Origin of the sequence: Wolbachia endosymbiont of Drosophila simulans wHa, from assembly GCF_000376605.1 — a bacterium.
Classification (GTDB): domain Bacteria; phylum Pseudomonadota; class Alphaproteobacteria; order Rickettsiales; family Anaplasmataceae; genus Wolbachia; species Wolbachia pipientis.
Map to the genome: position 1 here is coordinate 127,688 of NC_021089.1, position 16,351 is coordinate 144,038.

The following is a 16,351-nucleotide window of genomic DNA, read 5'->3' on the forward strand; positions in this document are numbered from 1 at the left end:
CATTAATAATATGCTAGATAAAGACCTGATATTGAATGATGATGCATATGAATTATTGCCGATTTCCAGGCACAAGACTCATGTTGTAGAAGTTGGAAAAGTAAAGATAGGTGGAAATAATCCTGTAGTTGTACAATCTATGGCGCTTGGCGTGCATATAGATTCTGATAATATAAAAAGTAGCGCAAAACATTATGCAAAAGAGATAACAGAACTAGCGCGTACAGGTTCAGAATTGGTGCGAATTGCCTTGAACTCAGAGGAGGTAGCAAGAGCAATACCTTATATAGTAGAAGAGATAAATAAAGAAGGTTTTGACGGTAAAATATTGGTAGGCTGTGGTCAGTATGAGCTAGATAAATTAGTTCAAGATTATCCAGACAACATCAAAATGCTGGGTAAAATTAGGATAAACCCAGGCAATATAGGTTTTGGCAACAAACGTGATGAGAAGTTTGAAAGGGTTATAGAGTATGCAATAATGCACGATCTTCCGGTTAGAATTGGGGTAAATTGGGGTAGTCTTGATAAATACCTTTTGCAAAAATTGATGGATGAAAACTCTTCGCTTAGTAATTCAAGGCCTTCTGACGTTATACTGCGCAAAGCACTTGTAATGTCTGCTCTTGATAGTGCAAAAAAAGCTGAAGAAATTGGTCTAAATTCAAACAAAATAATCATTTCATGTAAAGTTAGCAAAGTACAAGATTTAATTTTAGTTTATATGGCACTTGCAAAATCTTCCAATTATGCGCTGCATTTGGGTTTAACTGAGGCTGGTATGGGCAATAAAGGTGTGGTAAATACCGCAGCAGGGCTTATTTATTTATTGCAAAATGGCATTGGAGATACAATACGGGCTTCTTTGACTCAACGTCCTGGTGAATCGCGTACTAATGAAGTGGTGGTGTGTCAGGAAATATTGCAGTCTATAGGCTTGCGATACTTTAACCCTCAGGTTAATTCATGTCCTGGTTGTGGGCGCACGAGTAGCGATCGTTTTCGTATATTAACTGAAGAGGTGAATGGCTATATAAAAACTCATATACCGATATGGAAGAAAAAAAATCCAGGTGTAGAGCATATGAGCATTGCTGTTATGGGATGCATAGTAAACGGTCCTGGAGAAAGCAAACACGCAAATTTGGGAATCAGCTTGCCTGGATATGGAGAAAAACCTGTTTCAGCAGTCTACAAAGACGGCAAATATTTCAAAACTTTACAAGGTGATAATGTCTCTGAAGAATTTAAGGCAATTATTGATAATTATGTGAAGGAGCATTACACGTAACCTTTCACGGTTAATTAATAGATAAATCGCAAATAAAAAAGAAAATTAGACCTTGTTTTTCTTTTTTCGTTGGGAATGTTCAAAAAAGCATATGCGTCAAGTTAAGGAAATAAAGGTATGAAAGAGATAGAATAATAAGGTATAAGTTCTCCCAGATATACTTTTAGTGAGAGAACCAATGAATAAAATAACTTGCTTATCAAAAAAGCTCAAAGAATTTTTTAATGAAAAAGCAGAGAAAATCTCAATTACAACAAGGTTTATAAAAAGAAAGAGAAAGCTAAAAGGTTCATCATTCGTAAAAGCCATGGTCTTGGGTAATATAGGAGTTGATAATTGTAGCGTAGAAACAATGTGTCAATTACTAAACGAGGACTCGATAGATATAACAAAACAAGGTTTGGATTTTAGATTTACTGAAGAAGCAGTGGAATTTATGAAAAGGATGTATAATGAATCTGTGATTCTCTTTAAAAATATCTTGCAAGTTGATTGCAAAATCTTACAGCAATTTAATAGTGTTAAATTATTGGACAGTAGCTATATTACTCTACCTAACAGTATGGAAGAGATGTATAAAGGTTATGGTACTAGCTACAGTGGCTATGAAAGCAATACTAAGTCTGGAATAAAGTTACAATTAGTTTTCGATTACATGAATCAGATAATAGACCAACTTAATTTAACGGAGGGAATAAGATCAGACCAGGGATATAGGAAACATTTAAGTAATATATCAAGCAATGATTTGCTAATATCTGATCTCGGTTATTTTGTGCCAAGTTCTTTTAAACAAATCAATGAAATAGGAGCTTATTTCATAAGTCGTCGATACCAACGTATATGATGTAGAAACAAATCAAAAAATGGAGTTATTAGAATGTTTAGAGATTTTTAGAAAACGAGGTATTGTTAGGAAAAGAAGCAAAAATTAGAGTAAGAATTATATGTCAGAAACTAACTGAATATGGCCAGAAGAAGGAAAGCTAATAGATTAGCAAGATCGCAGGATCCTCTAAAAGAAATCAAAAATTGTTGAACTGGTATAACTAATGTTCCAGAAAATAAAATTAGTGCTGAGCAAGTATTAACGATTTACAGAGTAAGGTGGCAAATTATTTAAATTGTATAAAAGCCATATCAGGCTTGATAAGCTAAAAGGAAAGCCATGCAGAGTATTATGTGAACTATATGCTAAATTGTGCGCAATTCTTATATTTCACGGCATAGTTGGTTGCACAGAAGTGAAAAAGAATACAGAACTTAGCTTAACAAAGGCATTTATTGAGCTAAAAAGGCTGGTTAGAGAGTTATTTTTAGTATTAACCAAAATTAATAGTTTAAAAGCATTTCTTAAAAAACTCACTATAACTTGGTCGCGATTTTCATTAAAAGACAAACGTAGAAGGGCTAGAGTATCCACTTTAACCTCTCTAAATTTGCTCACAATCTCTTAACTTGACGCGTATGGTTCAAAAAAGTGTGTCAAACCGAAAAAAAAGTAATAAATTGATATAAAAAAATGGAGGTTTGACAATGAGTCAGAAAGTAGTAAACAGAACTACCGGTTTGGTAGATTACAAAGAACTGGAAGCAAATATACTGTCATCAATAAGGGAAGGCAGACCATTAACAGGAAGGGATGGAGCATTTGACCTTACCCAGAAAAAGTGGAGAGAAAGAAAGGAGTTTTTTCGGGTAAAATAAAATTTTGGAGGATTAGAAATGGCAAGAGAATATACGGCAGAATTCAAATTGGAAGCTGTTAAGCTGACAAATGAACAAAGAAAGGTAGGTCAACCAGTTGCAAAAGTAGCAAGAGATCTAGGAATAAGGGATAGTGTATTAGGAAAATGGATGAAGAAATATAACGAAAAAAAGTCAGCGGCAAATGCATTTCCAGATGTAGCACCTTATGACAAAGAGAGATTTGATTTACAGAAAGAGTTAGCAAAAGTAACAAGAGAAAGAGACATTTTAAAAAAAGCCCTGGCCAGTCAAAAAGAGTAAAATATTTTTTCATAAAAGAGCATAGTAAACACTATAAAGTGCAGGAATTATGTAGGGTTTTCTGCTAGTGGCTACTATAAGTGGACTACAAGGAAAATAAGCAGTAGAGAATCAGCAAATAAAGAGTTATTAGCAGATATTCAAAAAATATATCAAGCTTCTAAATGTAGATATGGAGCTCCTAAAATTCATGCTGAATTAAAGGCTTTGGGTAAAAGTTGCAACTTAAAAACAGTGCAAAGTATTATGCAGAAAAATGGTATTCAGGCTATATTGAGAAGAAAATTTAAAATTAAGAAACAACAAACGGACAGTAGCTCCCAATATATTAGACCAAAACTTTATTGTCGATCAACCAAATAAAGTATGGGATTACTTATATAAAAACCAAAGAAGGATGGCTATATTTGGCAACAATAATCGATCTATATTCACGCATGGTAGTTAATGAGCAGTTCAATAAATAAACAATTGGTTATGGACTCTTTATTAATGGACGTTAACAAGCGTAAACCTGCCAAAAATCTACTATTACATAGTGATCAAGGTTCACAATATACTTTGCAAGGTTATCAATATCTCTTATCCATAAAAAACATAGATGAGTCATAAAGGCTGTTGTTACGACAATTCTGTTGCAGAAAGCTTCTTTAGCTCATTGAAAAGAGAAATACTTATTGATACTTCACAACACTCTGCTCAACAAACTAGAACTGCAATATTTGAATACATAGAAATTTTTTATAACAAACAACGTCACTATTAACTATTGCATTCTTGAGCATTTTGATTCATCATTCTCTTTGTGAAAAACATTCCAAACTTTCTCTCCACTTTTTCTGGGTAAGGTCAATATATACAAGATTATCACGATGTTTTGTCGCTATAACCCTTGCAAATTGAGCTCGCTTTTCTTCATTTCTTTCTTTATATCCGTAGGTCTTTTTTTCTTGTAAATCCAATATTTTTAAGTGCGCGGTGAATCATTTGTCGACTCCAGAGTTTGGCCATCTCTGACTGAGTCTTGCCACCATGGTTTTTTGCAAATTCGGTGAAGACATTCCAGTCGGTAATTTTATGCTACGCTTCCAGGCTTTTTTGACTGAAAATCTCCCGTTTCCTCACGCCTTTTCTGCCACTCATATAAAGTCGTTTTTCCAATTTTAAATCTCTTGGCAACAGTTGCTCTACTTTCTCCTTCATCCAATGCTTCCATTGCTTTTTTCCTTAAGTCGTAACTATACGCTGCTGGCATACAAACCCCTCTACCATAAATCCATTCTTACCTTATTTGGATTATTATGAGAAGAGCTATAACTCTATGGGAGGGAAGCAAAATCTGGGATTCGGCCTTAATGGCATTAGCGTCGCATCAGCTTCACCCTCCCTGTGAGGTATTTTAGCTCTAATGCCTCACATCATAAAGATACAAGTGTCAAGCTACTTGGATGACAGGGGAGGGAGGCACTGGGATGACAGGAGAAGGTAGTGGGAGACACCCTGACAACCGTCATCCCGCTGCTTGTTAGCGGGATCTAGAGATACCGCGAATGAATCGCGGCATGACGTAGGACTGCTTTCATTCCAGTGCTTGACACTGGAATCCAGCCTTTCTGCAATCTCATCGAAAACGTTGTAACCACTTTCTATGCTAGTTTGCTTGTGAGCAACCTGGATTCCAGTGTCAAGCACTGGAATGACACCGTTATAAAGGAACCAGTGTCAGCTACTTGAATGACACAGTCTTTGCTTAAACCCGTAACGTTCGTACATTTTGCTAAAAGTTCAAATATCAACATCATGCACGTTGAGTGCATTGCTATTAATAAAATCACGGCGTGGTTCAACTATATCACCCATTAGTATTGAAAATATGGAATCAGCTTCTTCACAATCTTTTATTTCAACCTTCAGTAAAGTTCTAGCCTCAGGATTTAACGTAGTATCCCATAGCTGATCAGCATTCATTTCACCAAGACCTTTAAATCTCTGCAGAGTTAAACCCTTTTTACCATAGTCCATTATTATTTTTGCAAGCGTACTTGGAGAAGTGATTCTTATTTCAGTTTCTTGTGACTTTAAAAATGAATCACCATTAAATAAATTACTTATACCATCAAGCAAACTTAATATGCTTTGCATATCTTTGCCTTCAAGCATACTAAGTGCAAATATATATTTGTCTGCCAATCCTTGAAACAATTTAGAGATGTGAATTTCTTTTTCTTCATCTTTTATTTCTACTTCCCAAGTGTATTCGCTGTACATTAATTTTAAATACTTTAATATCTCATCAGCCGATGATAGAGCATTCTTTTTGCTTAAAATTAGCAATGACTCTAGGAGATTTTGTGGTATTTCTCTATCATAATTTTTGCTAATATTAGAAATGCTAACGCATTTATTCAAAATAAGGCGCAAGTCGTTAAATTCTGTAGCTGTACCACTTAGTGTTAATCTTTTAACTGCTGAGTTTATTATATACTCTTCAAAAGTTTCGTCATCTTTAATATAAGTGTCTTTGGCATTCTTTGTAACTTTATAGAGGGGTGGCTGTGCTATGTATAAGTAACCTTTTTCAATAACTTCACGCATATGTCTAAAAAAGAAAGTTAGAATCAAAGTTCTTATATGTGAACCATCAACATCTGCATCTGTCATGATGATAATTTTATGATATCTAGCTTTTTCAATATCGAAGTGTTCACTCCCTATTCCAGCACCAATTGCAGTGATTAAAGAGCCTATTTCTGCAGATGAAAAAATACGATCTAAACTTACACGTTCTACGTTTAGAATTTTTCCTCTTAAGGCAAGCACTGCTTGTGTTTTACGATTACGCCCCTGCTTTGCAGTACCACCTGCTGAATTACCCTCTACTATAAATAATTCCGATAACTCAGGAGCTTTTTCCTGACAATCAGCAAGCTTTCCTGGCAGAGTTGCAATATCAATATTGTTTTTGCTTTTAACTAGCTCGCGCGCTTTTCTTGCAGCTTCTCTTCCTTTTGCTGACCTGATTGCTCTTTCTACTATGCTTGCTGCCAATTTGGGATCAGTTTCAAGGATTGTGCTCAATTTATCAGAAACTATACTTTCTACAACTGCACGTGCTTCAGAACTAACTAGTTTATCTTTTGTTTGTGAAGAAAACTTAGGATCAGGCATCTTAAGAGATAAAACACAAGTTAAACCTTCTCTAACGTCCTCTCCAGTTAAATTTACTTTTGCTTTCTTTAAAAACCCTTCATTAGTTGCATAGGTATTGATACATCTAGTTAGTGCAGATCTAAATCCTGCCAAATGCGTACCACCATCTCGTTGCCGTATATTATTAGTGAAACACAACATATTCTCATAGTAGGAATCATTCCATTCCATCGATATTTCCAAGCTGATGCCAAGATCGTCTGCATCTCCTTTCATACTGGCAATTTTAGTTACATGTGTCTTATTCTTATCTAAATACTGCACAAAATTTGCTGTACCAAAATTGTCTTTAGATTGATTGCTCTGATTGAAATGAGATTCTGTATATGGTTCATTGCGCAGATCACGTAAAGTAATGTCGATATTTGAATTTAAAAATGCTAATTCTCTTATACGACTTTCAAGCGTTGAGTAACTGAAATTAATGCCATTAAAAGTCTCTGTTGATGGCATGAACGTGACTTTAGTTCCTCTTTTGTTTGTATTTTCGTTGACTACCTTTAAAGGTTCAATAGACTCACCATCTTCAAAACGCATAAAGTGTTCTTTCTTATTGCGCCAAATAGTTAATTCCAACCAGCTTGATAATGCATTCACAACTGAGATTCCAACACCATGTAATCCCCCAGAAACTTTATAGGTATTACTGCCAAATTTACCACCAGCATGGAGTTGAGTCATTATTACCTCTGCTGCTGATATTCCTTCTTCTTCATGAATGTCAGTTGGAATGCCACGACCATTGTCGGTTACTGATACTGAACCATCTTTATTTATGCTAACTTCAATTTTATCACAATATCCAGCTAAAGATTCATCTATTGCGTTGTCAACAACCTCATATACCATGTGATGCAAGCCAGATCCATCGTCAGTGTCACCAATGTACATACCTGGACGTTTCCTTACAGCATCAAGACCCCTTAAGATTTTTATTGCATCGGCATTATAACTATTTTCCATGGTATTGCTTCATTTATGAATGTTAATTAATATTACATTCATATATGCTGATTAGCAACATTTTTAAACTGATAACCCATATTAAAAGCACAATTTTACGAATGTTTATTTTTGAAAACAGCAAATAGTGTCATTCCAATGTGTCTTCCCGATGGAGATTAAATTATAACGCTCATGCAGTTGCGTGTTCGACTAATTAACAGAAAAATCTATAATTCAGTTTACGTATTTTCTGATCTCAGCCAAAATCTTATCAGATTGACTTTCGTCTGAATTTAAATCAGCTGCAAAGTGTGTAACATATTTTCCTCCAGGGCCAATAAGGTACATTATTGAAGAATGGTTGATTTCTTCTTCTCCACCAACTTTGCTAGCATATACTTTATACTTTGCAATTACTTCGTCTATTTTTTCTCTTTCACCAGTTAACATTTGTATTCTGTGGTCAAATTGCTGCTGAAATTCTTTAAGTCTTTCCGTGCTATCGCGCTCAGGATCAACTGTGATAAAAAATGTTTGTAGCTTGTTGTTAGTTTTCTCATCTAACCTTGCAAGTGTTTCTGAAATTATCCCAAGGTTCATAGGGCAAATTCTTTTGCATGAGGAAAACCCAAAGAAAATCATCATGTATTTATCTTTAAAATCACTACTGCGCAGGATCTGTCCGTCCTGATTAATTAAAGAAAAATCTCCGCCTATCTTAACTTCTGCGTTGTGAATCGCTGCTGGGGCAAATATGCCTTTTTTAGTGAAATAACAATAACCTAAAAAAACAACTGCTAATGCTGCTAGCACATTAGATAACAATCTTATAAACCTTACCATTAGGGTGCTCTCAGTAAAATTAAATTGTATCTTTATTAGTTGACCTATTCAATATATTTATTCCAAAGTGTATTGTTAATTTTGTCTAACAGTTTCTTATGTTCATCAATTTCTTCACTATTTGGTGAATGTTCTCTGGGAGTTAGATTACGCACTTTATGCTGAACGAATGTAGAGTTACTGTCCTGATTGCATTGATTATCAAACAGAAAGGTTTGTAACCCTCCTGTAAGTTCAACATATACCTTTGCAAGCAATTGAGCATCAACTAGTGCTCCGTGCAATTCTCTATTCTCTAGCGATATATCAAAACGCTTACATAATGCATTCAAAGAAGCAGGTGATCCTGCGAATTTTTTCCTCGCAAGAGGTAATGTATCTAGCACTCTATCTGAGGAAATTAACCCAGCATTCAGCTTGCTTAGCTCCATGTTAAGGAACTTAACATCGAATTCAGCGTTGTGAATTACCAAAATATCATTAGATATAAAGTCAAGAAATTCAAGTGCAACATTTGAAAATAATGGTTTATCTTCTAAAAATTCTTCACTAATACCGTGAATCTTAAACGAGTGATAAGGTATATCTCTTTCTGGGTTAAGGTACCGATGGAATACTTTACCTGTTGGAATGCGGTTAATTAATTCCACACACCCTATTTCAATAATTCGATGACCAGATTCAGTGTCAAGACCTGTCGTTTCAGTGTCAAGTACTATTTCGCGTAGCTTGCTTTCCATTTCAAAAAAAACTCATCTTACTTGTCATTTGTCTTATCGTTACTTGTCTTTTTATAGTGAATAGAAACAAGCAACCAGCTTGGGTCTGATGAATTAACATTTTTTTTGAATTGCCATACATCCTCAACTTTATTAATGGTGGATGTACTACCTGATATGATATCCCCTTTATTATTCTTAACGAAGTTAATTTGCTCTGAAAGGAAATATACTGCAATAAACACTGCGTTTTTTACTAGCTTTATTTCTAAAATCTTTTGTGAAACAATAGAAACAATTATAGACTCGTGCACCTCTTTACGATGTTTAATCTTCTCTGCAAAATTATCATATAAGTCTTTATCGAGAAGTGGTTTTAACTGAGACAAATTTCCTTGATTGAAACATTTTATTATTAATTCAAAAGCTATGCTTGAACCTTCTATAAAGTGGGAAATAGAAAAATCTTTGTTTTTTTTTAATATTTGTTTATAAGTAAATTTTATTGAATTTTCATCATTGCTATCAATGTAACCCTCAATGTTTTCTACTACATCTTCTCTACTTCGGCTTACATCCAATACATTAGTTAGCTTTTTTAGGTTGAGGTTGGCTGACCTTCCTAAAGAATTATACAAACGTGAAAAAATGAACGCCGCTAATAAAGCATATATTACAAGCTCTATCATAGTAACTCAACTCCTTGGCATATAAAGTATCCGAACATTATTAATTATTAATGAAAATATGTTTTTCATATCAACTTATAATCAGGTTTGCTATTCGTTTGTAAATGAATATATTATATAAGAAAGTATTAAATATCTCAACTTAATTAAAGGAGACGTAAGAAATGCCACAACAAAAAATGAGAATTCACGGTCAATATGTTAAAGATCTATCATTTGAGAATCCGAATTCGCCATTCCTTTCTTCTAGTAAAGCTCCAGATATTAATGTAATGGTTAATATCAATTCAGCAAAATTAGAAGGGACGAAAAACAAAGAAGAAGTGAATGAAGAAAAATCTTTTCATGAAATTACTTTGCATATAGAAGTCAAAGCAACGGTAAAAGATGAAGGCATAAAAGATGGTGTAGCTTTCATTTGTGAGACGAAATATTGTGGCATTTTTTCAATAGAAAATTTAAAAGAGTTGAGTGAGGAAGAGGTAAGACAAGCTTTGTTTATTGGCGGACCTACTTTTCTTTTCCCTTTTGCAAGAGAAATAATTGCAAGAGTTACAAGTAGTGGTGGATTTCCCCCACTGATGCTAGATCCTATAGATTTTGAAACTATGTATGAGCAGCAAGGTCAACAACAAAAAAGTAACGGTAGTAATTCCAATTTTAACTAATATAGTGTGATAGGATGAACAATTCTTTAAACGCAAAAACGACTTTAAACATTGACGGGAAGTCATACAACTATTTTAGCCTAAGTAGTGCTAGTGAATTTTTAGGGACAGATGTAACTAAATTGCCCTGCTCACTTAAGGTGCTGCTTGAAAATTTATTGCGTAATGAAGATGGAGTAAACGTAAAGCTGGATGACATAAGAGTACTAGCAGACTGCGTTAATAAACACACTAATCACGAAATTAGCTATAAACCAGCAAGGGTGTTGATGCAAGATTTTACAGGGGTTCCTGCTGTTGTTGATTTAGCTTCAATGCGGAGTTATGTCAAGAAAAATGGAGGAAGCCCGAGCAACATAAATCCTTCTGTACCGGTTGATCTTGTGATTGACCATTCTGTTCAAGTAGATAGTTATGGAAGTGTTTCCGCATTCAGTAAGAATGTTGAGTTAGAAGTAAAAAGAAATTTGGAGAGATATCAATTTTTAAAGTGGGGAGAATCGTCCTTCACAAATTTTAGAGTAGTGCCGCCTGGCACAGGGATTTGCCACCAAGTGAATCTTGAATATTTAGCGCAAGTTGTGTGTAATAATGATGGAGTCATATATCCTGATACTTTAGTTGGTACTGACAGCCATACTACAATGATTAACGGGTTATCAGTCCTTGGTTGGGGTGTTGGAGGCATAGAAGCTGAGTCTGTGATGCTTGGTCAACCAATTAGTATGGTGATTCCAGAAGTAGTTGGATTTAAATTAATTGGCAGATTGTCGGAAGGAGTAACTGCGACCGATTTAGTGCTGACGGTTACCAATATCCTAAGAACAAAAGGCGTTGTTGGTAAGTTTGTAGAATTTTATGGTGATGGTTTAGATTATTTATCTTTGGCAGATAGAGCCACTATAGCAAACATGGCCCCGGAGTATGGCGCAACTTGTGGATTTTTTCCAATTGATCAAAAAACGCTAGATTATTTAAGCTTAACCGGAAGGCCAGAAAAGCTGATTAAGCTAGTTGAGGCTTATGCGAAAGAGCAAGGACTGTGGCGTAGCAATAATGAGTTAGCATTTTTTGACACACTAGAACTTGATTTATCAAGCGTGAAGCCAGTAATGGCTGGTCCCAAAAGACCACAAGATAAAGTTTTTCTTTCACAAGTGGCAGAGTCTTTTTCTAAATCATTTTCAGTTAATGAGTCAAAGGAAAACGATAAACTCCAAGATGGAAGTGTAGTTAGTGCAGCAATAACAAGCTGCACTAATACCTCAAATCCAAGTGTGATGATTGCTGCAGGTCTTGTAGCTCGTAATGCAATTAAACTTGGATTAAAATCAAAGCCTTGGGTTAAAACTTCTCTTGCTCCAGGGTCACAAGTTGTAACAGAATATTTAGAAAAGTCTGGATTGCAGGTAGATCTAAATGCTCTGGGCTTTAATTTAGTTGGATATGGTTGCACAACTTGCATTGGGAATTCTGGTCCACTTAATAAAGATATAGAAGATGGCATTAAAAACAAAAACTTAACCGTTGCTGCAGTTTTATCTGGTAATCGTAACTTTGAAGGAAGAATTCATCCGTTAGTCAAAGCTAATTACTTGGCATCTCCGCCACTTGTTGTTGCATATGCACTTGCTGGTACTGTGCAAATTGATCTGACAAAAGATTCAATATGCAAAGATAAGAATGGAAATGATGTCTATCTCAAAGATATATGGCCAACAAACAATGAAATCGAAGATTGTGTTAAAAGTGTGGTAACACGTGAGATGTTCATACAAAAGTATAAGGATGTTTTTTCTGGTGATGAACATTGGCGAAAGATAAAGTGTGAAAAAAGTGAAATCTATAATTGGGATGCAAATAGCACTTACATACAAAATCCGCCCTATTTTGATAATTTATCACCTAAAAATAATAAAATCGATATAAAAGGTGCACAAATATTGGCAATGTTTGGCGATAGCGTAACCACTGACCACATTTCCCCTGCTGGAAATATTGCCTCAAGTAGTCCTGCAGGTATATATTTAAAAAATCTTGGAATTGAGCCACAGGACTTTAATTCGTATGGGTCTCGTCGTGGTAACCACAATGTAATGATGCGTGGGACTTTTGCTAACATTAGAATAAAAAATGAAATGGTAAGCATCGAAGGCGGCTATACAAAATATATTCCTTCTCAAGAAACTATGTCGATTTTTGATGCAGCAATGCGCTACAAGGAAGCTCTCATCATTGTGGCAGGAAAGGAGTATGGCACAGGTTCAAGTAGGGATTGGGCAGCAAAGGGTACTTTATTGTTGGGGGTTAAAGTTGTCATTGCAGAAAGCTTTGAGCGTATACATAGGTCCAACTTGGTCGGCATGGGTGTTCTTCCACTTATATTCCAAAATGGAATAACCAGAAAGATATTTGATGGTAGCGAGGTAATAAGCATAAAAGGTGAAATAGTGCCAGGTGGAAATCTAGAATGCATCATCAAAAGAAAGGATAATTCAAAGCAATCAATTCAACTCAAATGCTGTGTACAAACCGCAACTGAGACTAAATACTTGATGTGTGGTGGAGTGTTGAGCTACATACTTGCACAATCTTTTTGATTTAGTGAAGTTATTGCATGGACTTCTTTTAGCCAGCCCTGATCCCTTTGTAAATAGCAATTTGCTCTGCGCAAAGTTATGATATAATTTCACCATACATATGGTGTCGGAGTATTTTTTGGAGATAATTATATATGATAAGCTCTATACAAGAACCTAACGAATTGAGAAAACGTTTACAAGGATTTTATCGTACTGATGAAAAGAGTTATATACGTTATCTTGTAGAAAAAGCAGAGCTTTCGGCTGATTCAAAAAATAGAATTTATAATATTGCAAAACAAGTTATTGAAAAAATCAAACACAATAAATTAAGTATTGTAGATTCCTTTATGCAGCAATACTCGCTTTCCAATGATGAAGGAATAGCATTGATGTGCCTTGCTGAATCGCTACTTAGAATACCAGATGATTATACAATAGACGAGCTAATCAAAGATAAAATTGCCAATCAAGAATGGAGTAAATATTTAGGATATTCTTCTTCATTGTTCGTCAATGCTTCCACGTGGAGTTTAATGATAGGTAGCAGTATATTGAGAGACAATGAAGGCGATTCGAAGTTCTATTACGCAATTTCTAAGTTACTTAAGAATTTAGGAGAACCGATCATTCGCAAAGCAGTAAAACAAGCAATGTCTATGCTTGGTAATCATTTTGTTGTTGGAGAAACCATAGAAGAAGCTTTAAGGTACGCAAAACTAGATGACAATAGTAAGTTTTTATACTCTTTTGATATGCTTGGTGAAGCTGCTCACACAGCTGAGGATGCAGAAGAGTATTTTAATTCATATATGCATTCAATAAAAGCTATAGGTGAATCCACTGAAATAAATGATTGTTTTAAATCCCATGGAATTTCAATCAAACTTTCTGCTTTACACCCATGTTATGAATTCAGCCAATTTGACCGAATTGCTGGTGAGATATTCACTAAGGTTTTAGAGCTCTGCCGCGAGGCAAAAAAATACAACATTTCATTATGCATAGATGCAGAAGAATCAGAAAGGCTTGAAATTTCCTTAATCTTGTTTGAACAATTACGGCTTGATGAATCACTTTCTGAGTGGGAAGGGCTTGGCTTGGCTGTGCAAGCATATCAAAAGAGCGCTTTATCTGTTCTTGACTTTGTTGAAGATGTTGCTATCCGATCAAAGCACAAAATTATGTTGAGGCTTGTAAAAGGTGCATATTGGGATTCAGAAATCAAGCGTACGCAAGAATTGGGATTAAATGATTACTCAGTATTTACAAGAAAAAGCTATACTGACGTATCTTACCTCGTGTGCGCACAGAAACTTTTGAGTAAACCAAACAGCTTTTACCCATGCTTTGGAACTCATAACGTCTATACTTTTGCTTCTATCATGGAACTTGCTGATAAAAACCACCCTGGATTTGAATTTCAACGCTTACATGGAATGGCAAAAGACTTATATGATTATGCAATGTCAGAGCTTGCAACAAATGTTAGCTGTCGTGTCTACGCACCCGTTGGGGAACATAGTGACTTGTTGCCTTATCTTATAAGACGTCTTCTTGAAAATGGAGCTAATAGTTCGTTTGTTAATCAAATAAGTGATCCTAACGTTAAAATCGATGAGTTAATTTCAGATCCACTGGAAAAAGCTATAAATTTTAATTATGAGCCTCATCCAGGCATTCCATTACCACAAGATATTTTGGGACCAGAAAGAAAAAATTCTTTGGGAATGGATATTAGTGATTCTGTGATAGTCTCACAATTTGCAGATGATATAAAGGGTTTTAGTGAAAAAAAGTGGCAAGTTGGACCAATAATTGATGGAAAAGCACTATTTGATAGTGCTGAATTTATCGAAGTAGTGAATCCTGCACATTTAGAAAATGTAATTGGAGAAGTGTCAAATACAACAAGTGTTCAAGCTTTAAACGCTCTTGAAATAGCACATAATGCTTTTACTGAATGGCAGAATGTTTCAGCAGTAGAGCGCGCTAAATGCCTTGAAAAAGCTGCAGATTTGCTTGAAGAAAGGATGAAAGAGTTGATTTACATTCTGATCGTAGAAGCAGGAAAAATTTTATCTGATGCAATAGCGGAAGTAAGAGAGGCAGTGGATTTCTTACGTTACTACGCAACGATAGCAAAAAATGAACTGAGCGACTGGAGAAAATTGCCAGGGCCAACAGGTGAAGATAACTTCATCTTTTTTGAAGGCAGAGGAGTTTTCTTATGCATATCACCGTGGAATTTTCCGCTCGCTATCTTCATTGGGCAGGTTTCAGCTGCACTTGCAGCAGGTAATGCAGTGCTGGCAAAACCGGCAGAGCAAACGCCGATTATTGCCTATGAAGCTGTTAAGATACTACATGAAGCTGGGATATCAAAAAATGTGTTGCACCTCATTCCTGGGGATGGTGGATATTTAGGCAAAATATTAGTTCCAGACAATAGAATTTCCGGTGTAGCTTTTACTGGTTCAACACAAACCGCTCAAATAATTAATAGAATGCTTGCAAATAGGGATGGTCCTATTGTGCCATTTATTGCTGAAACTGGCGGATTAAATGCTATGATTGTTGATAGCTCTGCTCTCTTAGAGCAAGTGACTACGGATGTTTTGCTTTCTGCGTTTCGCAGCGCTGGCCAACGCTGTTCTGCGCTTAGAGTGCTGTTTATTCAAGAGGACATAGCAGAGAAGCAGATAAAAATGATATGCGGTGCAGCGCAAGAACTCAAGATTGGTGACCCAATACAACTTAGTACTGATATTGGTCCAATAATTGATAAAGCATCTATCGATATGCTCACTCAACATACGCAAAAAATGTCAGAGGATAAAGATTCAAATCTGTTATTTAAAGTACCCATGGATACAAATTCTCATAATGGTTATTTCTTTCCTCCATATATTTATGAGATACAAAAAATTTCGCAATTAAAGCAAGAAGTATTTGGTCCTATTTTACATATCATACGTTTTAACAAGTCACAATTAAATGAAGTTATAAGTGATATAAATAGTACTGGATATGGGCTTACGTTTTCTTTGCAGAGTCGTATACAAAGTCAAATTGACACTATAAGTAAAAAAATATCAGTTGGAAATGTCTACATCAACCGTAACCAGATAGGTGCAGCAGTTGGGATACAACCATTTGGTGGTAGAGGACTATCTGGCACTGGGCCAAAAGCTGGTGGTCCTCATTATTTACAGCGTTTTTCTACAGAAAAAGTTGTAAGTGTTAACACTACAGCATTTGGTGGTAACACTACACTTATGTGTTTGGATTAATTTGCGGGCCCTAATTTTTCTTACCCCTAAACTAGACGTTCGTGCAGTTATGTACACAGCGCTAAAATCCGAAAAGGACCAGCTCATGCACTGAAATAAAT

Annotated in this window: 8 protein-coding genes and 4 pseudogenes; 7 read left to right on the forward strand and 5 right to left on the reverse strand. The window is 35.4% G+C overall.

The genetic code is table 11. The features are described from left to right. The first annotated feature begins 10 nt into the window (after positions 1–10). The 4 genes and pseudogenes from ispG to WHA_RS07435 all read left to right on the forward strand — a co-directional run bounded on the left by ispG (position 11) and on the right by WHA_RS07435 (position 4,110). A complete protein-coding gene (ispG, locus tag WHA_RS00640; RefSeq protein ID WP_015588834.1) occupies positions 11–1,291 on the forward strand; it encodes a flavodoxin-dependent (E)-4-hydroxy-3-methylbut-2-enyl-diphosphate synthase in 1,281 nt (426 codons plus the stop codon). A 178-nt stretch (positions 1,292–1,469) separates the two neighbouring features. After that, positions 1,470–2,748, forward strand: a pseudogene (locus WHA_RS00645) (IS4 family transposase). Positions 2,749–2,827: 79 nt separating this feature from the next. Then, a pseudogene (locus tag WHA_RS06840) lies at positions 2,828–2,971 on the forward strand (IS256 family transposase); the annotation flags it as partial. A 45-nt stretch (positions 2,972–3,016) separates the two neighbouring features. Continuing rightward, positions 3,017–4,110: pseudogene (locus tag WHA_RS07435) on the forward strand (IS3 family transposase). A 39-nt stretch (positions 4,111–4,149) separates the two neighbouring features. Here the strand turns inward: WHA_RS07435 and WHA_RS06165 are convergent. The 5 genes and pseudogenes from WHA_RS06165 to WHA_RS00685 all read right to left on the reverse strand — a co-directional run. Continuing rightward, positions 4,150–4,556, reverse strand: a pseudogene (locus WHA_RS06165) (IS630 transposase-related protein); the annotation flags it as partial. 530 nt (positions 4,557–5,086) lie between these two features. Then, complete coding sequence (gene gyrB, locus WHA_RS00670) at positions 5,087–7,474, reverse strand: DNA topoisomerase (ATP-hydrolyzing) subunit B (protein ID WP_015588835.1); 2,388 nt, start codon at positions 7,472–7,474, stop codon at positions 5,087–5,089. 216 nt (positions 7,475–7,690) lie between these two features. After that, the gene (locus tag WHA_RS00675) at positions 7,691–8,299 is read right to left on the reverse strand and encodes an SCO family protein (protein ID WP_015588836.1); all 609 of its coding nucleotides are present in this window, start codon (positions 8,297–8,299) and stop codon (positions 7,691–7,693) included. 44 nt (positions 8,300–8,343) lie between these two features. Further along, a complete protein-coding gene (gene dnaQ, locus WHA_RS00680; RefSeq protein WP_015588837.1) occupies positions 8,344–9,039 on the reverse strand; it encodes a DNA polymerase III subunit epsilon in 696 nt (231 codons plus the stop codon). Positions 9,040–9,056: 17 nt separating this feature from the next. Further along, the gene (locus WHA_RS00685; protein WP_015588838.1) at positions 9,057–9,707 is read right to left on the reverse strand and encodes a Tim44/TimA family putative adaptor protein; all 651 of its coding nucleotides are present in this window, start codon (positions 9,705–9,707) and stop codon (positions 9,057–9,059) included. A 164-nt stretch (positions 9,708–9,871) separates the two neighbouring features. Here WHA_RS00685 and secB point away from each other — a divergent pair, with 164 nt between their 5' ends. The 3 genes from secB to putA all read left to right on the forward strand — a co-directional run bounded on the left by secB (position 9,872) and on the right by putA (position 16,250). Next, the gene (gene secB, locus WHA_RS00690; RefSeq protein WP_006279761.1) at positions 9,872–10,375 is read left to right on the forward strand and encodes a protein-export chaperone SecB; all 504 of its coding nucleotides are present in this window, start codon (positions 9,872–9,874) and stop codon (positions 10,373–10,375) included. Positions 10,376–10,389: 14 nt separating this feature from the next. Beyond that, positions 10,390–12,975, forward strand: a complete 2,586-nt coding sequence (gene acnA, locus WHA_RS00695; protein ID WP_015588839.1) for an aconitate hydratase AcnA — start codon at positions 10,390–10,392, stop codon at positions 12,973–12,975. A gap of 134 nt (positions 12,976–13,109) precedes the next feature. Then, complete coding sequence (gene putA / locus WHA_RS00700) at positions 13,110–16,250, forward strand: bifunctional proline dehydrogenase/L-glutamate gamma-semialdehyde dehydrogenase PutA (RefSeq protein ID WP_015588840.1); 3,141 nt, start codon at positions 13,110–13,112, stop codon at positions 16,248–16,250. The last annotated feature ends 101 nt before the right edge of the window (positions 16,251–16,351 follow it).

What these genes read in the sequence shown, in the direction of transcription:
- dnaQ (WP_015588837.1), bottom strand. Translation starts at nt 9,039, where the DNA reads ATGGAAAGCAAGCTACGCGAAATAGTACTTGACACTGAAACGACAGGT.
- ispG (WP_015588834.1), top strand. Translation starts at nt 11, where the DNA reads ATGCTAGATAAAGACCTGATATTGAATGATGATGCATATGAATTATTG.
- acnA (WP_015588839.1), top strand. Translation starts at nt 10,390, where the DNA reads ATGAACAATTCTTTAAACGCAAAAACGACTTTAAACATTGACGGGAAG.
- secB (WP_006279761.1), top strand. Translation starts at nt 9,872, where the DNA reads ATGCCACAACAAAAAATGAGAATTCACGGTCAATATGTTAAAGATCTA.
- WHA_RS00675 (WP_015588836.1), bottom strand. Translation starts at nt 8,299, where the DNA reads ATGGTAAGGTTTATAAGATTGTTATCTAATGTGCTAGCAGCATTAGCA.
- WHA_RS00685 (WP_015588838.1), bottom strand. Translation starts at nt 9,707, where the DNA reads ATGATAGAGCTTGTAATATATGCTTTATTAGCGGCGTTCATTTTTTCA.
- gyrB (WP_015588835.1), bottom strand. Translation starts at nt 7,474, where the DNA reads ATGGAAAATAGTTATAATGCCGATGCAATAAAAATCTTAAGGGGTCTT.
- putA (WP_015588840.1), top strand. Translation starts at nt 13,110, where the DNA reads ATGATAAGCTCTATACAAGAACCTAACGAATTGAGAAAACGTTTACAA.